A 24,871-nucleotide genomic window follows, 5' to 3' on the forward strand; every position below is an offset into this window, starting at 1 on the left:
GGTGGGTGAGCGCCGTGATGGGGGGCGGAGGGCCGCGGTGGCCCGGGACCCGGGCCGGGCGGCGCCGCGCGCCCGGCGGATCAGAACCGGCCGGCGCCGAGGTCGCGGGAGACCGCGCGGGCGCAGTCCCGTACCGCCGCCACGAGCTGCGGGCGCAGCTCGCCGTTCTCGCAGACGCGCTCGACGGCGCCCGTGACGCCGACCGCGCCGACGGGCATCCGGCGGCGGTCGTGGATGGGGGCGGCGACGGACGCGACGCCCGCCCAGGTCTCCTCCACGTCCGCGGCCCAGCCCCGGGCGCGGGTGAGGTCCAGCATCCCCTCCAGGCCGTCGAGGTCGGTCACCGTGCGGTCGGTGAACGCCTCGGGGCCGGTCTCGGTCAGCTGGCTGTGGGCCACCGGGTCGTAGGCGCACAGCACCTTGCCGAGGGCCGTGCTGTGCAGCGGGTGCATCGCGCCGACCTCCAGCACTTGGCGGCTGTCGTCCGGCCGGAAGACGTGGTGGATGATCAGGACGCCCTGCTGGTGGAGGACGCCGAGGTAGACGCTCTCGCCGCTGGCGCGGGCCAGATCGTCGGCCCAGACCAGGGCGCGGGCGCGCAGCTCGTGGACGTCCAGGTAGCTGTTGCCCAGCCGGAGGAGCTCGGCGCCGAGCTGGTAGCGCCCGGAGGCCGGGTCCTGCTCGACGAAGCCCTCCTGCTGGAGCGTCCGCAGGATGCCGTGCGCGGTGCCCTTGGCGAGCCCCAGCGCGGAGGCCACGTCGGACAGTCCCAGCCTCCGCTCGCCGCCCGCGAGCAGCCGCAGCATCGCCGCCGCCCGTTCGAGCGACTGGATGGTCCGTGCCATCGAGCAACCTCCTCCAAAATGCCGTTCGGCATTGCTGAACACTATCGGCCGATGCCGACCGCGGGATAGCCGACGTGGCGTGATCATGATCGCTGAGCCCCCGCCCGTACGCGTACCCGACGGTCCTCCGGACGCCGTAGCCGCCCTCCGCGCCCGGTGTCCGCGCCCTGGGACGCCCCCTGCTTTCGGCGGGCACTGCGGCTACGCTTGCCGCGTGCGCCTTCTCCGGGAAGGCGTAAAGCCGACAGCCGTCGCAACCACGGGAGCACCTCCATGGCCCTGCAGCCATCGACCGTCCGTTCATCCCGATCCGACCTGCTCCGGGAGGCACTCGCCACCCGGGTCGTGGTCGCCGACGGGGCCATGGGAACCATGCTCCAGGCACAGGACCCCACGATGGAGGACTTCCAGCAGCTGGAGGGCTGCAACGAGATCCTCAACGTCACCCGGCCCGACATCGTCCGCTCCGTCCACGAGGCCTACTTCGCCGTCGGCGTCGACTGCGTCGAGACCAACACCTTCGGCGCCAACCACGCCGCCCTCGGCGAGTACGACATCTCCGACCGCGTCTTCGAACTGTCCGAAGCCGGCGCCCGGGTCGCCCGCCAGACCGCCGACGACTTCGCCGCCGACGGCCGCCCCCGCTGGGTGCTGGGCTCGATCGGCCCCGGCACCAAGCTCCCCACCCTGGGCCACGCCCCCTACACCGTCCTCCGCGACGCCTACCAGGCCAACGCCGAGGGGCTGATCTCCGGCGGCGCCGACGCGCTGCTCGTCGAGACCACCCAGGACCTGCTCCAGACCAAGGCCTCCGTCCTCGGCGCCCGCCGCGCCCTGGAGGCCACCGGCGCCGACCTGCCGCTGATCGTCTCGGTGACCGTGGAGACCACCGGCACCATGCTCCTCGGCTCGGAGATCGGCGCGGCCCTCACCGCGCTGGAGCCGCTGGGCATCGACATGATCGGCCTCAACTGCGCCACCGGCCCCGCCGAGATGAGCGAGCACCTGCGCTACCTCGCCCGGCACGCGCGCATCGCCCTCTCCTGCATGCCCAACGCGGGCCTGCCGGTGCTCGGCAAGGACGGCGCCCACTACCCGCTCTCCCCGGCCGAACTGGCGGACGCACAGGAGACCTTCGTCCGGGAGTACGGACTGTCGCTGGTCGGCGGCTGCTGCGGCACCACGCCCGAGCACCTGCGGCAGGTCGTCGAGCGCGTCCGCGGCCTGACCCCGGCCGAGCGCACGCCGCACCCCGAGCCGGGCGCCGCCTCCCTCTACCAGACCGTCCCGTTCCGCCAGGACACCTCGTACCTCGCCATCGGCGAGCGGACGAACGCCAACGGCTCGAAGAAGTTCCGCACGGCCATGCTGGACGGCCGCTGGGACGACTGTGTGGAGATGGCCCGCGAGCAGATCCGCGAGGGCGCCCACATGCTCGACCTCTGCGTGGACTACGTCGGCCGGGACGGCGTGGCGGACATGGAGGAGCTGGCCGGCCGCTTCGCCACCGCCTCCACGCTGCCCATCGTGCTCGACTCCACCGAGGTCGACGTCATCCGGGCCGGTCTGGAGAAGCTCGGCGGCCGGGCCGTCATCAACTCCGTCAACTACGAGGACGGCGACGGGCCCGACTCGCGGTTCGCCCGGGTCGCGGCCCTGGCCCGGGAGCACGGCGCGGCCCTGATGGCCCTGACCATCGACGAGAAGGGGCAGGCCCGCACCGTCGAGGACAAGGTCGCCATCGCCGAACGGCTCATCGCCGACCTCACCGGCAACTGGGGCATCCGCGAGTGCGACATCCTCATCGACTGCCTCACCTTCACCATCTGCACGGGCCAGGAGGAGTCCCGCAAGGACGGCGTCCACACCATCGAGGCGATCCGCGAGCTCAAGCGCCGCCACCCGGACGTCCAGACCACCCTCGGCCTGTCCAACATCTCCTTCGGCCTCAACCCGGCCGCCCGCATCGTCCTGAACTCCGTCTTCCTCGACGAGTGCGTCAAGGCCGGCCTGGACTCGGCCATCGTCCACGCTTCCAAGATCCTGCCGATCGCCCGGCTGGAGGAGGAGCACGTCAAGGTCGCCCTCGACCTCGTCTACGACCGGCGCGCCGACGGCTACGACCCGCTCCAGCGCTTCCTGGAGCTCTTCGAGGGCGTCGACACCAAGTCCATGAAGGCCGGCAAGGCCGAGGAACTGCTCGCCCTGCCGCTGGAGGAGCGGCTGCGCCGCCGCATCATCGACGGCGAGAAGAACGGCCTGGAGGCCGACCTCGACGAGGCGCTGACCGAGCGCCCGGCCCTGGACATCGTCAACGACACCCTGCTGGAGGGCATGAAGGTCGTCGGCGAGCTGTTCGGCTCCGGCCGGATGCAGCTGCCGTTCGTCCTCCAGTCGGCCGAGGTGATGAAGACCGCCGTCGCCTACCTCGAACCGCACATGGAGAAGAGCGACGCCGAGGGCAAGGGCACGATCGTCCTCGCCACCGTGCGCGGCGACGTCCACGACATCGGCAAGAACCTCGTCGACATCATCCTCTCCAACAACGGCTACAACGTCGTCAACCTCGGCATCAAGCAGCCCGTCTCGGCCATCCTGGAGGCGGCGGAGGAGCACCGCGCGGACGTCATCGGCATGTCCGGCCTGCTGGTCAAGTCCACCGTGATCATGAAGGAGAACCTGGAGGAGCTGAACCAGCGCAAGCTGGCCGCCACCTACCCGGTCATCCTCGGCGGCGCCGCGCTCACCCGCGCCTACGTCGAACAGGACCTGCACGAGATCTACGAGGGCGAGGTCCGGTACGCCCGCGACGCCTTCGAGGGACTGCGGCTGATGGACGCCCTCATCGCCGTCAAGCGCGGCGTCCCCGGGGCCACGCTGCCCGAGCTCAAGCAGCGGCGGGTGCCCAAGCGGGACACCCCGGTGGTCGTCGAGGAGGAGCCCAAGGGCGCGGTCCGCTCGGACGTCGCCACCGACAACCCCGTGCCCGCGCCGCCCTTCTGGGGCACGCGCGTCGTCAAGGGCATCCCGCTGAAGGACTACGCGTCCTGGCTCGACGAGGGCGCCCTCTTCAAGGGCCAGTGGGGGCTGAAGCAGGCCCGTACCGGCGGCCCGACCTACGAGGAGCTCGTGGAGACCGAGGGCCGGCCGCGGCTGCGCGGCTGGCTCGACAAGCTGCACACCGAGGGCCTGCTGGAGGCGGCCGTCGTCTACGGCTACTTCCCCTGCTACTCCAAGGGCGACGATCTGATCCTCCTCCACGAGGACGGCACCGAGCGCACCCGCTTCACCTTCCCCCGCCAGCGCCGCGGCCGCCGGCTCTGCCTCGCCGACTTCTTCCGCCCCGAGGAGTCGGGTGAGCGGGACGTCGTCGGCCTCCAGGTCGTGACGGTCGGCTCCCGCATCGGCGAGGCCACCGCCGAGCTCTTCGCCTCCGACGCGTACCGCGACTACCTGGAGCTGCACGGCCTGTCCGTGCAACTGGCGGAGGCGCTCGCCGAGTACTGGCACGCGCGTGTGCGGGCCGAGCTGGGCTTCGGCGGCGAGGACCCGTCCGACGTCGAGGACATGTTCGCGCTGAAGTACCGGGGCGCCCGCTTCTCGCTGGGGTACGGGGCGTGCCCCGACCTGGAGGACCGGGCGAAGATCGCGCAGTTGCTGGAGCCGGAGCGGATCGGGGTGCGGCTGTCGGAGGAGTTCCAGCTGCATCCGGAGCAGTCGACGGACGCGATCGTGATCCACCATCCGGAGGCGAAGTACTTCAACGCGCGGTGAGCGGGTCCGTCAGCCCGTCCGGCGTTTGAGGACAACCGCGCGGAGCGCGGTTTCAGGGGGGCCGGGGGGCTTGCCCCCGGGAAACGGCGAAAGGGCGGGACCGGGGCACCCAAAAACCAGGGAGCGCATCCGCACCCCCCGCCGTAGACTTGTCGTCCGGTAGCAGAAGGCCGGTCCGCCGCCCGCGAGGGCAGAGCGGGCCGGCCTTCTCGTCCCTCAGGAGGTGCGCGAATGACCAGCGGCATTCCCACGGTCGCGACCAGGCCCGCCGCCGGCGGCGGCGACGCCCTGGGAGCCGTCCTGCTCGACATGGACGGCACCCTGGTCGATACCGAAGGCTTCTGGTGGGAGGTGGAGGTCGCGGTCTTCGCCGAGCTGGGCCACCAGCTCCTGGAGGAGTACCGCGAGATCGTCGTCGGCGGCCCGATGACCCGCAGTGCCGCGTTCCTGATCAAGGCGACGGGCGCGAAGATCGCCCTCGCCGAGCTGACCGCCCTGCTCAACACCCGCTTCGCCGAGATGATCGGCTCCGGCGTCCCCCTGATGCCCGGCGCCAAGCGCCTGCTCACCGAGCTCGCGGCGCACGAGGTGCCGACCGCGCTGGTCTCGGCGTCGCACCGGCACATCATCGACCGGGTCCTGCGCACCCTCGGCCCCGAGCACTTCACCCTGACCGTCGCGGGGGACGAGATGGAGCGCACCAAGCCGCACCCGGACCCGTACCTGCTGGCCGCCGCGAGACTCGGGGTCGCCCCGGAGCGCTGCGCGGTGGTCGAGGACACCATGACGGGCGTGACGGCGGCCGAGGCGGCCGGCTGCCGGGTGGTGGCGGTGCCCTCGGTGGGAGCGATCCCGCCCGCGCCGGGCCGGACGGTCGTCCGGTCCCTCGAAGAAGTCGATCTCCGTTTTCTGCGGGGTCTGGTCCGCGCCTGAAACCGCTGGTCACCAAAAGTGTTTGGCGTGTACACCGAGCGTTGACGGTGGAATGCTCAAGAAACTCTGCGCGCCGGTCCCGTCGTTTTCCGTGATCAATACGACGGCAAAAGCCAAGAGCTGCGAGGTCATTTTTCGAGTGACCTTCGTCACCGCGCCAGGGTTATCGCCGCGCCACCGCAGGCCCGTTCTGACGCTTTGTCGACGATGTAAGCGCACCCTTGTGTCCCGATTGGTTCACTGGTGTGCGAATCGTTCCGGTGTCCGGATATCGGGCAACCCGGCGCCGTTATCGCCGCGTGATATCGCATCAGGCAGACCGCGTTCCGGTCCCTCCGGCGCCGCCACTAATCTCTTGGCGAGTACTTCACGGCACCCCGTGGGGCCCGTGCGGTAACGCATCCGTAGGGGTCCCGGGCGCCGTTCGCACCACAGGGAGAACACCGGACAATGAACCGCAAGACGTTGGCGCTGCCGACCGTGGTGGGCCTGCTGGCCCCCGTCCTCGTCGCCTGCGGCGGGGGCGACGGAGCGGGCAACGGCAAGGGCGCCATCGTCGTCGGCACCACCGACCGGTTCGAGCGGACCACCGACGCCCCGGCCCCCTTCGACCCCGCCGCCGCGTACGACATCGGCGCCTGGAACGTTCTGCACAGCGCCTTCCAGACGCTGCTCCGGCTGCCCCGCTCCGGCTCGACCCCGGTGGCCGACGCCGCCTCCAAGTGCGGGTTCAGCGACCGCCGCAACGAGCAGTTCCGGTGCACCTTGCGCAGCGGGCTCACCTTCTCCAACGGTCACGAGATGACCGTCAAGGACGTCAAGTTCTCCATCGACCGGGCCCGTGCGATCAACTTCGAAAACGGTCCCGTCTCGCTGCTGAGCAACATCGACCGGGTGGAGACCCCGAACGACCGCGAGATCGTCTTCCAGCTGAAGGCGCCCGACGCGACGTTCCCGCAGAAGCTCGCCACCCCGGCCGCGGCCATCGTCGACAGCCGGGTGTACCCCAAGAACAAGCTCATGGAGGACGGCTTCAAGGTCGTCGGCTCGGGTCCGTACACCCTGGACACCGAGGAGAAGGACGGCCGCGCGGTCAAGATCGTGCTCTCCAAGAACCCGGACTACCAGGGTTCGGTCAATGTGCAGAACGACAAGGTCGAGATGCGCTTCTACGACGACGCCAAGACGATGGAGAACGCCCTCAAGGGCGGTGACGTCGACCTGGCGAACCGCACCCTGTCGCCCGAGCAGATCGGCCGGCTGCGCAACGCCACCGGTCAGCAGGTCCGGCTGCTGGAGTCGGCGGGCGCGGAGATCGGCTACCTGGCGTTCAACACCGACGACCCGGCCGTGAAGCCCAAGGCCGTCCGGCAGGCCATGGCGCAGCTGGTGGACCGTCAGGCGCTGGCCCGCGACGGCTACGACCGCACCAGCGACGCCCTGTACTCGCTGGTGCCCAGCGGCATCCCGGGCCACCAGAACTCCTTCTCCAACGAGTACGGCGGCCCGAGCGTCGACAAGGCCCGCGCCCTGCTGAAGAGCGGCAACATCAGCACCCCGGTGCGGTTCACCCTCGCCTACTCCTCCGACCACTACGGCGAGGCCACCGCGCGGGCGTTCAAGACGTTCCAGAAGCAGCTGAACGGCAGCGGCCTGTTCGACGTGAAGCTCCAGGACGTCAAGTGGTCGGAGTTCCGTCCCAACGCGGCCAAGGGCCAGTACGCGGTGTACGGCATGGGCTGGTTCCCCGACTTTCCGGACCCGGACAACTTCATCGCCCCGTTCTTCGGCAAGGACAACTTCCTCCGGTCCCGCTACCAGAACGCGAAGATCAACGACCTGATCCCGCGGACCCGGCAGGCCGCTCAGCGCGAGTCGGCGGCCAAGCTCTTCCAGCAGGCTCAGGACATCGTCGCGGACGAGGTGCCCGTGCTGCCGCTGTGGCAGGGCAAGCAGTACGTGGCGGTCCGGGACGGCGTCACCGGTGCCGAGTGGGCGCTCAACGCGGCCACCGAGCTCCAGCCCTGGGAGCTTGTGCGCGGTAAGTGACGCACAACACGGCCAGGTCACCCGGTCGTAAGAGAACACCCCTTTTGCAATACAACGCTCCACCTGTACAACAAGCTCCACAGAACGACCTTTGAGGGGCGGGCCCGGCCCGCCCCCTTCACTTGGAAACTGTGAGGAACGTGCACGTGAGGAAACGTGACCAGTGGCTTGCCGCCCCGCTCGGCGCGGGGCTCGCCGCCGCCCTGCTCAGCGGGTGCGGTTCGGAGGACGGCAAGGCGGCGGGCACCGGTGAGTCGGTGGTCATGGGGATGTCCGACGAGATCGTGGCCGTGGACCCGGCCGCGGGTTACGACCCCGGTTCCTGGATCCTGTTCAACAACGTCTTCCAGTCGCTGCTGAGCTTCCCCAAGGGCAGCAACGTGCCGCAGCCCGAGGCCGCCCGGAAGTGCGGCTTCAAGGACCAGACCAGCACCGTCTACGAGTGCACGCTCAACAGCGGCCTGAAGTTCAGCAACGGTCACGACCTCACCTCCGAGGACGTCGCCTTCTCCTTCCGGCGCACGCTGAGGATCAACGACAAGTCCGGTCCTGCGGCGGCCATGCTGTCCACGATCAAGGACATCAAGACGCCGGACAAGAAGACCGTCGTCTTCCGGCTGAAGCGGCCGGACGCGACCTTCCCCCTGAAGATCGCCTCGGGCGCCGGCTCCATCGTGGACCACCAGGAGTACCCGGCGGACAAGCTCCGCACCGACGGCAAGGCCGTCGGCTCGGGCGTCTACACCCTGGACTCGTACGGCAAGGACGAGGCGGTCTTCAAGGTCAACGCCGCCTACAAGGGTCCCGCGACCGTCCAGAACAAGGGCATGACCCTCAAGCTGTTCCACGGCGGGCAGGACGCCCTGAAGACCGCCCTGCAGAAGGGCGACGTCGACCTCGCCTACCGTGGCCTGGCCACCGAGGACATCTCCTCGCTGGAGGCCGCCGGCTCCGGCGGCAAGGGCCTCAAGGTCGTCCAGGGCAGCAGCGCCGAGGTCCAGCACCTGGTGTTCAACACCAAGGACCCGGTGGTGGGCAAGCTCGCCGTCCGGCGCGCCGTCGCCTACCTCGTCGACCGCAGCGCGCTCGTCCGCGACGTCTACAAGCGCACCGCCGAGCCGCTGTTCTCCGTCGTCCCGAGCGGCATCACCGGCCACCGGACGCCGTTCTTCGACCTCTACGGCGACCGTCCCCAGCCGGACAAGGCCAAGGAGGCGCTGACCTCCGCCGGTATCAAGGGCAAGGTGAAGCTGACCCTCTGGGGCACGCCGATCCGTTACGGCCCGGGCACCGTGCCGGAGCTCAACGCCATCGCCAAGCAGCTCAACGCCAGCGGCCTGTTCGAGGCCGACGTGCGCACGGCGCCCTTCCCCGAGTACGAGAAGGGCATCGAGGCCGGCAAGTACGGCGTCTACGTCAAGGGCTGGGTGCCCGACTACCCGGACCCGGACAACTTCACCGCGCCCTTCTTCGGCGACGACAACGAGCTCGCCAACCACTACGAGTCCAAGGAGATATCCGACCGGATCCTCCCGGCGACCGCCGCCCAGGGCAGCCGGACCGCGACCGTCGGCGACTTCGCCAAGCTCCAGTCCACCGTCGCCCAGGACGTGCCGGTGCTCCCGCTCTGGCAGGGCAAGCAGTACGCCGTCGCCAACGAGCGGATCACCGGCCTCCAGTGGACCCTGGACGCCTCCACCGTCTTCCGTTTCTGGGAGATCGGCAAGGCAGACAAGGCCTGACGCCGCATAAGGCGCGCGCGGCACACGAGACACGAAGGGCCCGCCGGGAGAGACCGGCGGGCCCTTTCGCGTCTCGCGCGCCCTACTGCGCGCCCGGCCGCACCAGTCCGCTCTCGTAGGCGTAGACCGCCGCCTGCACCCGGTCGCGCAGCCCGAGCTTGGTGAGGACATGGCCCACGTGCGTCTTGACCGTGGTCTCGCTGACGAACAGATCCGCCGCGATCTCCGCGTTCGACAGGCCGCGGGCCACCAGCTTGAGCACCTCCACCTCACGGTCGGTCAGCGTGCCCAGGGCGTCCGGCAGCGGCTCCTCGCCCGACGGCAGATGGCCCGCGTACTTGTCGAGCAGCCGGCGCGTGATGCTCGGCGCCAGCATCGCCTCGCCGCCCGCGACCACCCGGATCGCCTGGACCAGCTCGTGGGCCGGGGCGTCCTTCAGCAGGAACCCGCTGGCCCCCGCGCGCAGCGCCTCCACCACGTACTCGTCGAGGTCGAACGTGGTGAGCACCAGCACCTTCGCCGGGCCGTTCCGCTCCGGGCCGGTGATCTGCCGGGTCGCCTCGACCCCGTCCATCCGGGGCATCCGGATGTCCATCAGCACCACGTCCGGCTGGAGGGCCCTGACCTGGTCCAGCGCCTGCAGGCCGTCGCCGGCCTCCCCGACGACCGCGACGTCCTGCTCGGCCTCCAGGATCATGCGGAAGCCCGTGCGCAGCAGGGGCTGGTCGTCGACGAGCAGGACACGGATCGCCACAGGAACTCCTTCGTTAGACCGGGTCCATTCTGCCCTGAGCGCCCCCGGCGGGGGCCACCAGGCCGTCCGGCCCGTCGGCGGCGGGGCCCGGACCGGAAGCGGAAGAACGCGATCCGGGCAGCGGCAGCGGATACGGCGGGGGAGTGCCCCCGAACTCCGGGCAGAGCGCCTGGTGATCGCACCAGCCGCACAGCTTCGTCGGCCGGGGCCGCCAGTCGCCCGTCTCCGTGGCCAGCGCGATGGCCTCCCACAGCGCGCGCAGCTTTCGCTCGACGGCCGACAGCTCCGCCTCCGTCGGGTCGTACGTCAGCACGTCCCCGCTGCCCAGGTAGACCAGCTGGAGCCGGCGCGGCATCACCCCGCGCAGCCGCCGGATCACCAGCGCGTAGAACGTCATCTGGAACAGGGCCTCGTCCCGGAACCGCGGGGCCGGCGCCTTGCCGGTCTTGTAGTCGACGATCCGCACCTCGCCGGTCGGCGCCACGTCCACCCGGTCGACGATGCCGCGCAGCACCAGGCCCGAGTCCAGCGTCGTCTCCACGAACAGCTCGCGGTCGGCCGGCTCCAGCCGCGTCGGATCCTCCAGCGAGAACCACCGCTCGACCAGCCGCTCGGCCTCGGCCAGCCAGCCCGCCAGCCGCTCCGGCTCGTGCGCGCCGTCCTCGCCGGTGAACAGCTCGGCCAGCTCCGGCCGGGCCGCCAGCAGCTTCTCCCACTCGCCGGGCAGCAGGGCGCGGGCCCGGTCCGGGGTGCGCTCCGCCGCCGGCACGTCGAAGAGCCGTTCGAGCACGGCGTGCACCACCGTGCCGCGGGTCGCCGCGGGGCTGGGCTTCTCCGGCAGCCGGTCGATCACCCGGAACCGGTACAGCAGCGGGCACCGCATGAAATCGGCCGCGCGCGAGGGCGACAGCGAGGCCGGCCGGGCGGCGGCCCGGGGCGCCGGCACCTCCGGGACGGGGGCCTGCCGGGCGGGCGTGGGCGGCGGGACCGCCGGGCCGGCGGCCTCCGCGGCCGGGCCCCGCGCGGTGTCGTCGAGAGCGGTGTCCATGGCAGAGACCCTACGGCCCCCCACGGACATTCCGCGGCATACCATCGACGGCAGAGCTCCCGCACGTGCATGATCGTGGCAGGGCGCGCGCACCGGGCGGGTGCGGGAGCAGCACCGACGAGGGGAAACCGTGGAGAACAGCGGGCAGGGCGGGTCCGGCAGCGGGGGCGCCGACCACCAGGCCGGACGGCCCGGGGAACCCGAAGGGCCCGGCCGCGGGCCACGACGCCCGCGCGAGAGCGGCGGCGGCATCCTCATGGGCCGCCCGTTCGGCGTCCCCGTCTACGTCGCCCCCAGCTGGTTCCTGGTCGCCGCCCTGATCACCTGGGTCTTCGGCGGCCAGCTCGACCGCGTCCTGCCCGAGCTCGGCCGGGCCCGCTACCTGGTCTCCCTCTTCTTCGCCGTCGCCTTCTACGCCTCCGTCCTGGTCCACGAACTGGCCCACACGGTGGCCGCCCTCCGCTTCCGGCTCCCCGTACGCCGCATCCAGCTCCAGTTCTTCGGCGGCGTCTCCGAGATCGAGAAGGAGAGCGAGACCCCCGGCCGCGAGTTCGTCCTCGCCTTCGTCGGACCGCTGCTCTCCCTCGTCCTGGCCGGCGTCTTCTGGCTCGGCATGCAGGCCGTGGAGCCCGACACCGTCCCCGGCGTCCTGCTCGCCGGGCTCATGGTCTCCAACCTCCTGGTGGCCGCCTTCAACCTGCTGCCCGGCCTCCCCCTGGACGGCGGACGGATGCTCCGCGCCGTCGTCTGGAAGATCACCGGCCGTCCCATGGCCGGCACCGTCGCCGCCGCCTGGGTCGGCCGCGCGCTCGCCGTCAGCGTCCTCGTCGGCCTCCCGCTGCTCACCCAGGCGTACCGCGCCGACGACTTCGGCAGCGTCGACTCCCTCACCGACGCGCTGCTCGCCGCCATCCTCGCCGCGATCATCTGGACGGGCGCCGGGAACAGCCTCCGCATGGCCCGCCTCCGCGAGCGCCTCCCCGGCCTGCGCGCCCGCACCCTGACCCGGCGCGCCGTGCCCGTCGCCCCCACCACCCCGCTCTCCGAGGCCCTGCGCCGGGCCAACGAGGAGGGGGCCCGCGCCCTGGTCGTCGTCGACGCGGCGGGCGCCCCCACCGCCCTGGTCCGCGAGTCCGCCATCGTCGGCATCCCCGTGCACCGCCGCCCCTGGGTCGCCGTGGGCACCCTCGCCCAGGAGATCCGGGACGGCATGCGGATCTCCGCCGAGCTCTCCGGCGAGGAACTGCTGGAGGTCCTGCGGCTCACCCCCGCCACCGAGTACCTGGTGGTCGAGGAGACCGGCGAGGTCTACGGGGTGCTCTCCACCGCCGACGTCGAGCGGGCGTTCGTCGCCGCCATGGCCCGCACCCCCGTGCCCTGAGGGCCCCGCCCCGGAACGGGCCGCCGGGGCCCGTGGTCCCGGTCCCGTCCGGAGCCCGGTACGCTGGTCACATGTCCGAACCGACCGGTGCCGCCCGCCGTCGCGGGCCCTTCCAGGTCGGGGACCAGGTCCAGCTCACCGACCCCAAGGGACGCCACTACACCTTCACGCTCGAAGCCGGGAAGCAGTTCCACACCCACAAGGGTGCCTTCCCGCACGACGAGCTGATCGGTGCTCCCGAGGGCAGTGTTGTCCGTACCACGGGAAACGTCGCCTACCTCGCGCTGCGCCCCCTGCTCCCCGACTACGTCCTGTCCATGCCGCGCGGAGCCGCCGTGGTCTACCCCAAGGACGCGGGGCAGATCCTGGCCATGGCCGACATCTTCCCCGGCGCCCGCGTCGTGGAGGCCGGCGTCGGCTCCGGCTCGCTGAGCAGCTTCCTGCTCCGTGCCATCGGCGACCAGGGCATGCTGCACTCCTACGAGCGCCGCGCCGACTTCGCCGAGATCGCCACGAAGAACGTGGAGCGCTACTTCGGCGGTCCGCACCCGGCCTGGCAGCTGACCGTCGGCGACCTCCAGGACAACCTGTCCGACACCGACGTCGACCGCGTCATCCTGGACATGCTCGCTCCCTGGGAGTGCCTGGAGGCCGTCCGCAAGGCGCTCGTCCCCGGCGGCATCCTCTGCTGCTACGTGGCGACCACCACGCAGCTCGCCCGGACCGTCGAGTCCATCCGCGAGATCGGCTGCTTCGCCGAGCCGTCGGCCTGGGAGACCATGGTCCGCACCTGGCACGTCGAGGGCCTGGCCGTCCGCCCGGACCACCGCATGATCGGGCACACCGGCTTCCTGCTCACCGCCCGCCGCCTCGCGGACGGCGTGGAGCCGCCGATGCGCCGCCGGCGTCCGGCGAAGGGTGCTTACGGCGAGGATTACACGGGCCCCGGCGGGCAGACCGCCGAGGCGTAAGCCTTCGTACGTTCGAGGAGCCGTCACCGAACTCGGTGGCGGCTTCCGCGCGTTGGGCCGGGTGCGCCGTTCCGCCCGCCGGACCGGTGTGCGACGATGCTGCCCGCAGTGTCCCCGCAGCCCATCCCGTACAGGAGCAGCGCGCGTGCAGCCCCCGGCCGGACTCCCGCACACCCGCACCAGGCCCGTCCACTGGCTGCTGACCGCCCTGGCGCTGGCCGCCGTGCTCGTCGGCGCGGTGCTCCTCGGCCCGGGCGACGCCACCGCCGGGGACGGCCCCGCCGCCCCGTTCGCCGTCGCGCCCGACCCGGCCGCCGCCCGCTACCCGCTCGCCTGCGGCCCGGTGGGCACCGAGGTGGGGGACACGGCCGTCGCCGACCTGGACGGCGACGAGCGGCCCGAGACGGTGGCCGTCATCCACTGCCGGGCCGGCGCGGGCACCCCGCCCGACGGCGTCTACGTCCTGACGGCCGGCGCGGGCACCGGCTCCCCGCCGCGCGTGGCCGCCACCCTCGTCGACCCGGCCCGGCGGATGAACGTCAGCCGGCTCAGGGTCTCGGAGGGCACGGTTTCGGCCACTCTGCTCGGCTACTCCGCGCGGAGCGTACCGCGCTGCTGCCCGGACCTGCGCCGGCCGGTCGAATGGCGGTGGCGCGACGGCAAGTTCGAGCCGGTCACCCGGCCCGTCACCGGCCGCGCCTGACCCGTCACCCGGCGTCCGGACCGTAGACCTCGACCCTGTCCGAGATGCGCCGCACATGGATGCAGTCGCCCGGGCACTCCTTGGCCGAGTCCCGGACGTCGGCCAGCAGCGGCAGCGGGACGGGCGTGGTGGCGCCCGGCTCCTGCAGCAGCTCGTCGTCGGCGCTCTTCACATACGCCAGACCGTCGATGTCGAGCTCGAAGACCTCGGGGGCGTACTGCACACAGATGCCGTCCCCGGTGCACAGGTCCTGGTCGATCCAGACCTCCAAGGCCTCGTCGGAGCCCCCGGCGCCGCCGGTGGCGTCCCCGTTGACGGTCGCGTGGTCTTCGTTCCGGACGGTCATCTCGCCTGCCGTTTCCTGCTTACGTGAATCAATTGGAGCCAGCACTGACGGGTGTTGACCGACTCGACGATACAACCGCTCGCTTTCCGATGTTGATGGGTGGGTATTCCCCAGTCGTGAGGACGTGCGCAAGGGTGAAGATCGGACACACTCCGACCGGGTTTGTGATCTAGGGGTTTCAACCTGCACCGGCCCAGGTAGGGTCTGGAAGCGTCCAGCTCCCCTTGGAGGAGGTGAGGACCGTGGCAGCCCACGACGACGACATGAACCGCGGCATCCGGCCCGGACGGGGCTCAGACGACCCCGCCGGCCAGGTTGCCTACCTTGAGCAGGAGATCGCCGTCCTGCGCCGCAAGCTCGCCGACTCTCCGCGGCACACGAGGATTCTCGAAGAGCGGATCGTCGAGCTCCAGACCAACCTGGCCGGGGTGTCCGCCCAGAACGAGCGGCTCGCCAACACCCTCCGCGAGGCCCGCGACCAGATCGTGGCCCTCAAGGAGGAAGTCGACCGGCTCGCGCAGCCGCCGGCCGGCTTCGGCGTCTTCCTGCAGGCGAACGACGACGGCACGGTGGACATCTTCACCGGCGGCCGCAAACTCCGGGTCAACGTGAGCCCGGGCGTCGATCCCGAGGAGCTCCGGCCCGGCCAGGAGGTCATGCTCAACGAGGCGCTCAACGTGGTCGAGGCCATGGCGTTCGAGCGGGCCGGGGACATCGTCACCCTCAAGGAGATCCTGGAGGACGGCGAACGGGCCCTGGTCATCGGGCACACCGACGAGGAGCGGGTGGTGAGGCTCGCCGAGCCGCTGCTGGACGTCACCATCCGCCCCGGCGACGCCCTGTTGCTCGAATCCCGTTCCGGCTACGTCTACGAGGTCATCCCCAAGAGCGAGGTCGAGGAGCTCGTCCTCGAAGAGGTCCCCGACATCGACTACACGAAGATCGGCGGCCTGGGGAACCAGATCGAGCTCATCCGCGACGCGGTCGAGCTCCCCTATCTCTACCCCGACCTCTTCAAGGAGCACGAACTCCGGCCGCCCAAGGGCGTCCTGCTCTACGGCCCGCCCGGCTGCGGCAAGACGCTCATCGCCAAGGCGGTGGCCAACTCCCTTGCCAAGAAGGTCGCGGAGGTCACCGGGAAGCCCGCGGGGAAGAGCTTCTTCCTCAACATCAAGGGCCCCGAGCTGCTCAACAAGTACGTCGGCGAGACCGAGCGGCACATCCGGCTGATCTTCCAGCGGGCCCGTGAGAAGGCCAGCGAGGGCACGCCGGTGATCGTCTTCTTCGACGAGATGGACTCGCTGTTCCGCACCCGCGGCTCCGGCGTCAGCTCGGACGTGGAGAACACCATCGTCCCGCAGCTGCTCTCCGAGATCGACGGCGTGGAGGGCCTGGAGAACGTCATCGTCATCGGCGCCTCCAACCGCGAGGACATGATCGACCCGGCGATCCTCCGCCCCGGCCGGCTCGACGTGAAGATCAAGATCGAGCGGCCGGACGCCGAGGCCGCCAAGGACATCTTCTCCAAGTACCTGACCGAGACCCTGCCGCTGCACGCGGACGACCTCGCCGAGCACGGGGGAGACGCCCGGGCGACGGTCGACGGCATGATCCAGTCGGTCGTGGAGCAGATGTACGCCGAATCCGAGGAGAACCGCTTCCTGGAGGTCACCTACGCCAACGGTGACAAGGAAGTCCTCTACTTCAAGGACTTCAACTCCGGAGCGATGATCCAGAACATCGTGGACCGCGCCAAGAAGATGGCGATCAAGGCGTTCCTGGACCACAACCAGAAGGGCCTCCGCGTCTCCCACCTGCTCGCCGCCTGCGTGGACGAGTTCAAGGAGAACGAGGACCTGCCCAACACCACCAACCCGGACGACTGGGCCCGCATCTCCGGCAAGAAGGGCGAGCGGATCGTCTTCATCCGCACCCTCGTCACCGGAAAGCAGGGCGCGGACACCGGCCGCTCCATCGACACGGTGGCCAACACCGGTCAGTACCTGTAACACCGCCGTCCGGCCGCGGATGACCGTTCCCCGGATCCCCCGGTTCCCGCCCCTCGGCGCGGAACCGGGCCGGAACGGTCCGTCCGCGGCCGGACGCGTTCACGGACCCCGGCGGACGCCCCGGGGCGCGGCGGGTCCGGTACGGCACGAACCCGGGCAATGACTGGAATGATCTCCCCAGGGCCGCAAAGCCGTTCTAGGCTCTGCGGTACCACCGCGACGCGCGTGGGGGACGCACACGGACCGGATGCGCAGCGGTACTTGAGCGGCGACCCCACCAGGGGGCGCCGCCGGGCAAGGAGGGCCGCATGACCGTACGGCGAGTAATGGGCATCGAGACGGAGTACGGGATCTCCGTCCCCGGTCACCCGAACGCCAATGCCATGCTCACCTCGTCCCAGGTCGTCAACGCGTACGCGGCGGCGATGCACCGGGCACGCCGTGCCCGCTGGGACTTCGAGGAGGAGAATCCGCTGCGCGACGCCCGGGGCTTCGACCTCGCCCGGGAGGCCGCGGACTCCAGTCAGCTCACGGACGAGGACATCGGCCTGGCCAACGTCATCCTCACCAACGGCGCCCGGCTGTACGTGGACCACGCCCACCCCGAGTACAGCTCCCCGGAGATCACCAACCCGCGGGACGCCGTCCTCTGGGACAAGGCCGGCGAGCGGATCATGGCCGAGGCCGCCGAGCGGGCCGGCCGGCTGCCCGGCGCCCAGCCGATCCACCTCTACAAGAACAACACCGACAACAAGGGCGCGTCCTACGGCACCCACGAGAACTACCTGATGAAGCGGGAGACCCCCTTCTCGGACATCGTGCGGCACCTGACCCCCTTCTTCGTCTCCCGCCAGGTGGTCACCGGCGCCGGCCGGGTCGGCATCGGCCAGGACGGCCGCGAGCACGGCTTCCAGATCAGCCAGCGCGCCGACTACTTCGAGGTCGAGGTCGGCCTGGAGACCACCCTCAAACGGCCCATCATCAACACCCGGGACGAGCCGCACGCCGACGCCGAGAAGTACCGCCGGCTCCATGTGATCATCGGCGACGCCAACCTCTCCGAGATCTCCACCTACCTCAAGCTGGGCACCACCTCCCTGGTGCTGTCCATGATCGAGGACGGCTTCATCTCCGGCGACTTCGCCGTCGACCAGCCCGTCCGCACCCTGCACCGGGTCAGCCACGACCCCTCGCTGCGCCGGCTGATCACGCTGCGCAGCGGCCGGACGCTCACCGCCGTCCAGCTCCAGATGGAGTACTGCGAGCTGGCCCGCAAGCACGTCGAGGACCGGTACGGGGCCGACGCGGACGAGCAGACCAAAGACGTCCTGACCCGCTGGGAGGACGTGCTGGGCCGGCTGGAGAGCGACCCCATGAGCCTGGCCGGCGAGCTGGACTGGGTGGCCAAACGGGAGCTCCTGGAGGGCTACCGGCGGCGGGACGGCCTGGACTGGGACGCGGCCCGGCTGCACCTGGTGGACCTCCAGTACGCGGACGTCCGCCCCGACAAGGGCCTGTACAACCGGCTGGCGGCGCGCGGCCGGATCAAGCGGCTGCTGGACGAGACCGAGGTCGAGCGGGCCCGTACGGCGCCGCCCGAGGACACCCGGGCCTACTTCCGGGGCCGCTGCCTCGACCAGTACGCGGACGACGTGGCCGCCGCCTCCTGGGACTCGGTGATCTTCGACCTGCCGGGCCGGGACTCGCTCCAGCGGGTCCCGACCCTGGAGCCGCTGCGCGGCACCCGCAACCACGTCAAGGAGCTGCTGGACCGCTGCCGCACGGCGGAGGATCTGGTGCGGGTGCTGTCGGGGGGCTGAGGGGAGGCGCGCGCGGCGGGCCGTCGCCGAGAGGGGTCTGCGGAACAGGGGAAGCGGGAATCATCGTGGTGGTTCCCGGACGTTCTAGGGAGTGCGGGGCCGATGTCGGACCGTGCTTGTAGGGTCTGATCTGTAGGACTTGAGTACGTGTACGTCGAAACCGAGCGGGGTGAGGGGTATGGCGACCAAGGACACCGGCGGCGGGCAGCAGAAGGCCACGCGTGCCACGGAGGAGACCGAGGAGCAGGCGCAGGAGGCGCAGGCGTCCGAGGACCTCAAGGAGCGCCACGAGAAGCTGTCGGACGACGTGGACTCGGTGCTGGACGAGATCGACGACGTCCTGGAGGAGAACGCGGAGGACTTTGTGCGGTCCTTCGTCCAGAAGGGCGGGGAGTGATGTGACCTGCGAATCGTAGGTCTCATCCCGATCGGTTAAGGGGGGAGTCGGATGCTCCGGGAGGGACGTGCTCCGCGGAGGCTCTCCGTCCGCCCCCGCCGCGGCCTCTCCCCGGGCCGGGCCGCGCGAGCGCCGGAGGGGCGGGAAAGGGCCTGTTCGACCCGCCTTGCCGCTCCGGCGGAGCACGTAGATCATGATCACGCAACAGGTGCCGTGCGTGGCGTGCTGGACTCCAGCCGCGACGCCGCCCTGGGACAGTTCAAGGATCGGCCGGACGTCACGAGGCGTGCCGCCGAATACGTGGAAGGAAACGTGTGGAAGCCAACCCTCGTAGCACCGGGCGTCTGCCGGCGGCCTTCCTGACTCCGGGCTCGTCCTCGTTCGTGGACTTCCTCGGGAACCACGCCCCCGAGCTGCTGCCCGGCAACCGGCAGCTGCCGCCCGTGACGGGTGCCGTCGAGGCGCCGCACGGCACGACCATCGTCGCGGCGACCTTCGCCGGCGGGGTGGTGCTGGCCGGTGACCGGCGGGCCACCATGGGCAACGTCATCGCGCAGCGCGACATCGAGAAGGTCTTCCCGGCGGACGAGTACTCGGCCGTCGGCATCGCGGGCACGGCCGGTCTCGCGGTGGAGATGGTCAAGCTCTTCCAGCTGGAGCTGGAGCACTTCGAGAAGGTCGAGGGCGCCCAGCTCTCCCTGGAGGGCAAGGCCAACCGCCTCTCCACCATGATCCGCAGCAACCTCGGCATGGCCATGCAGGGCTTGGCCGTGGTGCCGCTCTTCGCCGGCTGGGACGTGGACCGCGGGAAGGGCCGCATCTTCACCTACGACGTGACCGGCGGGCGCTCCGAGGAGTACGGCTACGCGGCCACCGGCTCCGGCTCGCTCTTCGCCCGGGGCTCGCTGAAGAAGCTCTACCGGGACGGCCTCACCGCCGAGGAGGCCACCACCCTGGTGGTGCAGGCGCTGTACGACGCGGCCGACGACGACTCGGCCACCGGCGGCCCCGACCTGGCCCGCCGCATCTACCCGATCGTCACCGTCATCTCCGACGAGGGCTACCGGAGGCTCACCGACGCCGACCTGGCCGAAACCGTCCGGGAGATCCACGAGCGGCGGCTCCAGGAGCCCGACGGCCCCCGGGCCGCCCTGCTCTGACCCGCACCGGTCCAAGAGTCCTCCGTACGCACTCCCCACAGACCAGAAAGGGACGGATAACCGGTGTCGACGCCGTTCTACGTCTCTCCCCAGCAGGCCATGGCCGACCGCGCCGAGTACGCCCGCAAGGGCATCGCGCGCGGCCGCAGCGTCGTGGTCCTCCAGTACAACGATGGCGTGATCTTCGTTGCCGAGAACCCGTCCCGCGCGCTGCACAAGGTCAGCGAGATCTACGACCGCATCGCGTTCGCGGCCGTCGGGAAGTACAACGAGTTCGAGACCCTGCGCATCGGCGGCGTCCGCTACGCCGACCTGCGCGGCTACACCTACGACCGCGGTGACGTCACCGCCCGGGGCCTCGCCAACGTCTACGCCCAGACCCTCGGCACCATCTTCTCCAGCGCCGGCGAGAAGCCGTACGAGGTCGAGCTGATCGTCGCCGAGGTCGGGGCCGGCCCCGAGGACGACCAGATCTACCGGCTGCCGCACGACGGATCGATCGTCGACGAGCACGGCTCGGTCGCGGTCGGCGGCAACGCCGACCAGATCAGCAGCTACCTCGGGCAGCGGCACCGGGACGGGATGAGCCTCGCGGAAGCGCTCAAGCTCGCCGTCGAGTCGCTGGCGCGGGACACGAACGGCGCGGAGCGCACGCTGACGGCGGAGCAGCTTGAGGTGGCGGTGCTCGATCGGACTCGGCCGCAGCAGCGGAAGTTCAAGCGGTTGCTTGGGTCGCAGCTGACGCGGTTGCTCGACGGGGGCGAAGCTCCCGCCTCCGACGACGAGGGTGAGGACGCGGGGGCGTCCTGAGGGGGTGTGCCCCGGTCCCGCCCTTTCACCGTTTCCTGGGGCTGCGCCCCAGACCCCCTTATCGCGGCTTCGCCGCTCGTCCTCAAACGCCGGACGGGCTTGATTTAGCCGGTCCGGCGGGGTGCGGGGGCCTGCCCCCGCAAGAAACGGAGAAAGGGCGGGACCGGGGCACCCCCCTCACGTCAACAACGTGCAAGCCGCCGAGCGAGCAATCCCCCCAGGGGATTTGAACCGATCATATGAGGGTCACTAAGGTCTGGCCTCGAACCTTCGCGCGGTGATCATCCAATCCGGATGTCGTGAAGTACCCCGCCGTGCCCACGCGCGCCCGCGCGCACAAGCCGCGGCGGCCGAGGAGAAAAGGAGCTCGACTCCGTGGCGTCCCACCGTCGTCCCAAACAGCCGAGCCGTACTCGGGTGACCGTCCTCACCGCGACCGCCGCCGCAGCCGTCGCCCTCTCCGCCCAGGCGGCCTCCGCCGACCCCGGGGCCAAGCCGACGCGGAGCGAGGCCAAGGAGAAGGTCGACCGGCTGTACGAGCAGGCGGAGCAGGCGACCGAGAAGTACAACGGGGCCAAGCAGAAGCAGCAGAAGCTGGAGAAGGAGGCGGGCGCGCTCCAGGACCGCGTCGCGCGCGGCCAGGAGGAGCTCAACAAGCTCCGCGACAGCCTCGGCGCGGTGGCCACCGCGCAGTACCGCACCGGCTCGGTGGACCCCTCCGTCCAACTGCTGCTCTCCTCCGACCCCGACAGCTACCTGGAGCGGGCCTCCACGCTCCACCAGGTGAGCGCCAAGCAGGCGGAGACGCTCCGGCAGATCGCCACCAAGCAGCGCGCCCTGAAGCAGGAGCGCGAGGAGGCGGCGGGCAAGCTCGCCGACCTGGAGTCCACCCGCAAGGCGCTCGGTGAGCGCAAGGCCGAGGTGCAGGGCAAGCTCGCCGAGGCGCAGGACGTGCTCAACTCCCTGACGGAGAAGGAGCGTGCCGCGATCGCCGCCGCCGAGAAGGAGGAGGCCGCCAAGGCCGCCGCCAAGGCGGACGCGGCCAAGGGCGACTCCGGTTCCGGCGGCTCCAAGGGCGGGTCGCGGGAGGGCGGTTCCGGGCAGACGGGCAGCAGCGGCAAGGCGGTCCCGGGCTCCGGCCGGGCGGGCGCCGCGCTGGCCGCCGCGCAGACGAAGATAGGGTCCCCCTACGTCTGGGGCGCGACCGGCCCCAGCTCCTTCGACTGCTCCGGCCTGACCTCCTGGGCCTACGCCCAGGCGGGCGTCACGCTGGACCGGACCTCGCAGGCGCAGGCCAACAACGGCACCCGCATCTACGACCAGAGCCAGCTCCAGCCCGGCGACCTGGTCATCTTCTACGGCGACCAGCACCACGTGGGCCTCTACGCCGGCAACGGGCAGGTGCTGCACGCGCCCCGCACCGGCACGTTCGTCCGCTACGAGGCGATGAGCAACATGCCGTTCCAGTTCGGCGTTCGCGTGGGCTGACCGGGCGCGGGGGCGGCCGTCTGCCCCGTCTGCCCTCCGGTTCCGTCCGTAAGCCGACCGGCCCTGCCAATCCACCCGTTCGGGTGGTGTCGCACCGGCCTCCGAGCACCCGACGCCCCGCCCATGACCTGCGTCTTGGGCGGGGCGTCCGGCGTTTCCGCCGGAGCACGCCCGGCGTCCACCCTCCGTAGCGGTCTTTGAACGGAGAGTGAGCGAGCCGCTACTGTCGGCCGCCGCGGTGCCCCCGCCGTCGTCCGCCCGCCCGGGCGGCAGGGGGCGACAGGGGACCGCGCAGCGAAGGGAGTACGGCAGCACGTGGCGTCCCACCGTCGACCCGCGCCCTCCGGGCTCGCCCGGACCGCACGGATCACCGCCCTGTCCGCCGCCGTGGCCACCGCCGCGGCCGGCCTCTCCTCGTCACCCGCCGACGCCCGCCCCGGCGGCCCCACCGGGGACGCCACCACGTCCGGGGCGGTGAAGGGGCGCCTGGACCGGCTCTACCGGCAGGCCGAACGGGCCACCGAGCAGTACAACGCCGCCGGTGAACGGGCCGGCGCCCTGCGGCGGAAGGTGGAACTGGCCGCCGACCGGGTCGCCCGCGGCCAGGAGACGGTCAACCGGATGCGCAACGCCCTCGGCACGGTCGCCGCCGCCCAGTACCGGGCCGGCGCCGTGGACCCCGCCCTCCGCCTGCTGCTCTCCTCCGAGCCCGACCGCTACCTCGACCGGGCCACCGCCCTCGAACGCGTCACCGGCCGGCAGGCCGAGCAGCTCCACGCCCTGCTCGCCGCCCAGCGCGCGCTCGGCCAGGAGCGGCTGGAGGCCGCCCGCGCCCTCGCCGAACTGGAGGACAGCCGCCGGGCCGTCGCCCGCCACAAGCACGAGGTCGAGGGCCGGCTCGCCGCCGCCCGCCGGCTGCTCAACACGCTGTCGGACGGCGAACGGGCGCGCTACGCCCGGGCCTCGCGCTCCGGCGGCGGCCCGCGGGCCGGCTTCCTGTCCCCGGTGCCCCCGCCGGACCCGTCGTCCGGCGGTGACTCCGGCCTCTCCGACGCCGGTTCCTCGCGCGGGGCCGCCGCCGCGCGGGCCGCCCGCTCGGCCGTCGGCTCGCCCTACGCGTGGGGCGCCAGCGGCCCGTTCGCCTTCGACTGCTCGGGGCTGACGCAGTGGGCCTACAGCCGGGCGGGCGTGGGCCTGCCGCGCACCTCGCAGGCCCAGCGGCACGCGGGCCGGCACGTACCGCTGTCCGAGGCGCGCCCCGGGGACCTCGTCATCTACCGGGACGACGCCAGCCACGTGGGCATGTACGTCGGCAACGGCCAGGTGGTGCACGCGCCCTACCCGGGGGCGCGGGTCCGCTACGACCGGGCCGACATGATGCCGATCTCGTCGATCACACGGCCGTGAGGCCCGCACGCCCGGCGGCGGCCCCGGCCGCCGCGCGGCCGGCGCGGATCCGCCGCGCCTCCCCGTCGCCCCGCTCCGGGTGACCGGCCGGCCGGCTCGTACGATGCGGGCCATGGACGGCCCCACGAGACGACCGGGCGGCGGGCGCCGGGCGGCACCGCGCTTTCTGGCCGTCGTACTCCTCGCCCTGCCCGCCCTCACGGGCTGCGGCCCCCGGCCCGCCGACGGCCTCCGCGCCGACACCGAGGCCGTCCGGCGGCTGCTCGACGGCTGGGCGGCGGCGCTGCGCGACCGCGACGAGCACGCCTACCTGGCCGCCGTCGACCCGTCCGAGCCCGCCTACCGGGACCGCCGCCGCCGGGTCTTCGCCAACCTCGCCGAAGTGCCGCTCGCCTCCTGGGAGTACGGCGCCGTCCGCACCGGCGGTTTCACCCCCGCCCCCGGGGAGGGCGGCGGGCACCGGGTCGCCGCCGAGGCCGAACTCCGCTACCGGCTGGCCGGTTACGACGCCGCCCCGATCACCGTCCCGGTCCGGCTGACGGCCGTCCGGCGCGCCGGACGCTGGTACGTGGCGGGGGACGACACCGCGTCCGGCACCCGCCAGCTGTGGGAACAGGGCCGGGTCACCGCCGTCCGGGGCCGGCACAGCCTCGTCCTCGGCGCCGGCCAGGACACGGCGGCCCTGCGGGCCCTGTCCGGCCTGGCCGAGGCGGCGGTGCCCGCCGTCACCGCCGCCTGGCGGGACGACGACCGGCCCGACCGGCCCGACAAGTCCGACCGGCTCGACAGGCTCGTCGTCGAGATGCCCGCCTCGCTGGAACGCATGGGCGGCCTCCTCGGCGCGCCGCCCTCCGACTACCGGGGCATCGCCGCGGTCACCACGACGGCCGAGGGCGGGAACGGCCCCGGCCGCGGTGGCGACGACGGCCCCGCCGGCCGGATCGTCGTCAACCCCGAGGCGTACACCGCCCTCAGCCCCTTCGGCCGCCGCGCCGTCCTCACCCACGAGGCCACCCACGTCGCCACCCGCGCCCGCACCACCGACGCCACCCCCATGTGGCTCTCCGAGGGCTTCGCCGACTGGGTCGCCTACCGCACCGCGGACCGCGCCCCGGCCGCCATCGCCCCGGAACTCGCCCGCTCCCTCGCCGACGGCCTGCGGCCTCCGGTCGTATCGCCCTCGGACGGGCAGACAGCGAACGCCCCGCCGTCAGTGGAAGAAGTGCCGCGTACC

At 71.8% G+C, this 24,871-nt stretch carries 20 protein-coding genes; 16 read left to right on the forward strand and 4 right to left on the reverse strand.

Annotated elements, in window-relative coordinates; translation table 11 throughout:
* Positions 1-80: 80 nt before the first annotated feature.
* Positions 81-845: an IclR family transcriptional regulator gene (locus ACSNOK_RS12530; RefSeq protein ID WP_436780705.1), complete on the reverse strand. Its 765-nt coding sequence runs from the start codon at positions 843-845 to the stop codon at positions 81-83.
* 273 nt (positions 846-1,118) lie between these two features.
* On the opposite strand from ACSNOK_RS12530, the gene metH reads away from it, so the two are divergent.
* The 4 genes from metH to ACSNOK_RS12550 all read left to right on the forward strand — a co-directional run bounded on the left by metH (position 1,119) and on the right by ACSNOK_RS12550 (position 9,343).
* On the forward strand, positions 1,119-4,619 hold the full coding sequence (metH, locus tag ACSNOK_RS12535; protein ID WP_436780706.1) for a methionine synthase: 3,501 nt from the start codon (positions 1,119-1,121) through the stop codon (positions 4,617-4,619).
* 231 nt (positions 4,620-4,850) lie between these two features.
* Entirely contained in the window at positions 4,851-5,552 is a 702-nt protein-coding gene (locus ACSNOK_RS12540) for an HAD family hydrolase (protein ID WP_436780707.1), read from the forward strand.
* Positions 5,553-6,002: 450 nt separating this feature from the next.
* The gene (locus tag ACSNOK_RS12545) at positions 6,003-7,601 is read left to right on the forward strand and encodes an ABC transporter substrate-binding protein (protein ID WP_436780708.1); all 1,599 of its coding nucleotides are present in this window, start codon (positions 6,003-6,005) and stop codon (positions 7,599-7,601) included.
* A gap of 146 nt (positions 7,602-7,747) precedes the next feature.
* Complete coding sequence (locus ACSNOK_RS12550; RefSeq protein WP_436780709.1) at positions 7,748-9,343, forward strand: ABC transporter substrate-binding protein; 1,596 nt, start codon at positions 7,748-7,750, stop codon at positions 9,341-9,343.
* 82 nt (positions 9,344-9,425) lie between these two features.
* On the opposite strand, the gene ACSNOK_RS12555 is transcribed toward ACSNOK_RS12550, so the two are convergent.
* Positions 9,426-10,097 carry a response regulator gene (locus ACSNOK_RS12555; RefSeq protein ID WP_436780710.1) on the reverse strand — a complete coding sequence of 224 codons (672 nt, stop codon included), beginning with the start codon at positions 10,095-10,097 and terminating at the stop codon, positions 9,426-9,428.
* Between the two features lie 13 nt (positions 10,098-10,110).
* Positions 10,111-11,145 carry a RecB family exonuclease gene (locus ACSNOK_RS12560; protein ID WP_436780711.1) on the reverse strand — a complete coding sequence of 345 codons (1,035 nt, stop codon included), beginning with the start codon at positions 11,143-11,145 and terminating at the stop codon, positions 10,111-10,113.
* A gap of 130 nt (positions 11,146-11,275) precedes the next feature.
* On the opposite strand from ACSNOK_RS12560, the gene ACSNOK_RS12565 reads away from it, so the two are divergent.
* The 3 genes from ACSNOK_RS12565 (at position 11,276) to ACSNOK_RS12575 (ending at position 14,200) form a co-directional block, all read left to right on the forward strand.
* Positions 11,276-12,526 (forward strand): site-2 protease family protein, encoded by a 1,251-nt coding sequence (locus ACSNOK_RS12565; protein ID WP_436780712.1) that lies wholly within the window; start codon positions 11,276-11,278, stop codon positions 12,524-12,526.
* A gap of 71 nt (positions 12,527-12,597) precedes the next feature.
* On the forward strand, positions 12,598-13,497 hold the full coding sequence (locus ACSNOK_RS12570) for a tRNA (adenine-N1)-methyltransferase (protein WP_185944680.1): 900 nt from the start codon (positions 12,598-12,600) through the stop codon (positions 13,495-13,497).
* A 145-nt stretch (positions 13,498-13,642) separates the two neighbouring features.
* Entirely contained in the window at positions 13,643-14,200 is a 558-nt protein-coding gene (locus tag ACSNOK_RS12575; RefSeq protein WP_436780713.1) for a hypothetical protein, read from the forward strand.
* A 4-nt stretch (positions 14,201-14,204) separates the two neighbouring features.
* Here ACSNOK_RS12575 and ACSNOK_RS12580 read toward each other — a convergent pair whose 3' ends face one another.
* Positions 14,205-14,546 carry a ferredoxin gene (locus tag ACSNOK_RS12580; protein ID WP_436780714.1) on the reverse strand — a complete coding sequence of 114 codons (342 nt, stop codon included), beginning with the start codon at positions 14,544-14,546 and terminating at the stop codon, positions 14,205-14,207.
* Between the two features lie 242 nt (positions 14,547-14,788).
* On the opposite strand from ACSNOK_RS12580, the gene arc reads away from it, so the two are divergent.
* The 9 genes from arc to ACSNOK_RS12625 all read left to right on the forward strand — a co-directional run.
* Positions 14,789-16,555, forward strand: coding sequence for a proteasome ATPase (arc, locus tag ACSNOK_RS12585; RefSeq protein WP_436780715.1), 1,767 nt, complete (start codon positions 14,789-14,791; stop codon positions 16,553-16,555).
* A 308-nt stretch (positions 16,556-16,863) separates the two neighbouring features.
* On the forward strand, positions 16,864-18,375 hold the full coding sequence (dop, locus tag ACSNOK_RS12590; protein WP_436780716.1) for a depupylase/deamidase Dop: 1,512 nt from the start codon (positions 16,864-16,866) through the stop codon (positions 18,373-18,375).
* 178 nt (positions 18,376-18,553) lie between these two features.
* Positions 18,554-18,772, forward strand: coding sequence for a ubiquitin-like protein Pup (locus ACSNOK_RS12595; RefSeq protein WP_436780717.1), 219 nt, complete (start codon positions 18,554-18,556; stop codon positions 18,770-18,772).
* Positions 18,773-18,823: 51 nt separating this feature from the next.
* On the forward strand, positions 18,824-19,135 hold the full coding sequence (locus ACSNOK_RS12600; RefSeq protein ID WP_436780718.1) for an endonuclease domain-containing protein: 312 nt from the start codon (positions 18,824-18,826) through the stop codon (positions 19,133-19,135).
* Complete coding sequence (gene prcB, locus ACSNOK_RS12605; RefSeq protein ID WP_436780719.1) at positions 19,087-19,932, forward strand: proteasome subunit beta; 846 nt, start codon at positions 19,087-19,089, stop codon at positions 19,930-19,932. The genes ACSNOK_RS12600 and prcB overlap by 49 nt, the downstream gene beginning before the upstream one ends.
* Positions 19,933-19,995: 63 nt before the next feature.
* On the forward strand, positions 19,996-20,742 hold the full coding sequence (gene prcA / locus ACSNOK_RS12610) for a proteasome subunit alpha (protein WP_436780720.1): 747 nt from the start codon (positions 19,996-19,998) through the stop codon (positions 20,740-20,742).
* A 375-nt stretch (positions 20,743-21,117) separates the two neighbouring features.
* Positions 21,118-22,230 (forward strand): NlpC/P60 family protein, encoded by a 1,113-nt coding sequence (locus ACSNOK_RS12615; RefSeq protein ID WP_436780721.1) that lies wholly within the window; start codon positions 21,118-21,120, stop codon positions 22,228-22,230.
* Positions 22,231-22,545: 315 nt separating this feature from the next.
* Positions 22,546-23,637, forward strand: a complete 1,092-nt coding sequence (locus ACSNOK_RS12620; protein ID WP_436780722.1) for an NlpC/P60 family protein — start codon at positions 22,546-22,548, stop codon at positions 23,635-23,637.
* A gap of 112 nt (positions 23,638-23,749) precedes the next feature.
* On the forward strand, positions 23,750-24,871 hold a 1,122-nt coding region (locus ACSNOK_RS12625), incomplete at its 3' end, for a hypothetical protein (protein ID WP_436780723.1).

Origin of the sequence: Streptomyces sp. URMC 126, from assembly GCF_051386555.1 — a bacterium.
Lineage (GTDB): Bacteria > Actinomycetota > Actinomycetes > Streptomycetales > Streptomycetaceae > Streptomyces.

Excerpts from the sequence above, each read along its gene's own strand:
- ACSNOK_RS12560 (WP_436780711.1), bottom strand. The coding sequence starts at position 11,145 with ATGGACACCGCTCTCGACGACACCGCGCGGGGCCCGGCCGCGGAGGCC.
- dop (WP_436780716.1), top strand. The coding sequence starts at position 16,864 with ATGACCGTACGGCGAGTAATGGGCATCGAGACGGAGTACGGGATCTCC.
- metH (WP_436780706.1), top strand. The coding sequence starts at position 1,119 with ATGGCCCTGCAGCCATCGACCGTCCGTTCATCCCGATCCGACCTGCTC.
- ACSNOK_RS12600 (WP_436780718.1), top strand. The coding sequence starts at position 18,824 with ATGCTCCGGGAGGGACGTGCTCCGCGGAGGCTCTCCGTCCGCCCCCGC.
- ACSNOK_RS12570 (WP_185944680.1), top strand. The coding sequence starts at position 12,598 with ATGTCCGAACCGACCGGTGCCGCCCGCCGTCGCGGGCCCTTCCAGGTC.
- ACSNOK_RS12530 (WP_436780705.1), bottom strand. The coding sequence starts at position 845 with ATGGCACGGACCATCCAGTCGCTCGAACGGGCGGCGGCGATGCTGCGG.
- ACSNOK_RS12580 (WP_436780714.1), bottom strand. The coding sequence starts at position 14,546 with ATGACCGTCCGGAACGAAGACCACGCGACCGTCAACGGGGACGCCACC.
- ACSNOK_RS12545 (WP_436780708.1), top strand. The coding sequence starts at position 6,003 with ATGAACCGCAAGACGTTGGCGCTGCCGACCGTGGTGGGCCTGCTGGCC.
- ACSNOK_RS12595 (WP_436780717.1), top strand. The coding sequence starts at position 18,554 with ATGGCGACCAAGGACACCGGCGGCGGGCAGCAGAAGGCCACGCGTGCC.
- ACSNOK_RS12540 (WP_436780707.1), top strand. The coding sequence starts at position 4,851 with ATGACCAGCGGCATTCCCACGGTCGCGACCAGGCCCGCCGCCGGCGGC.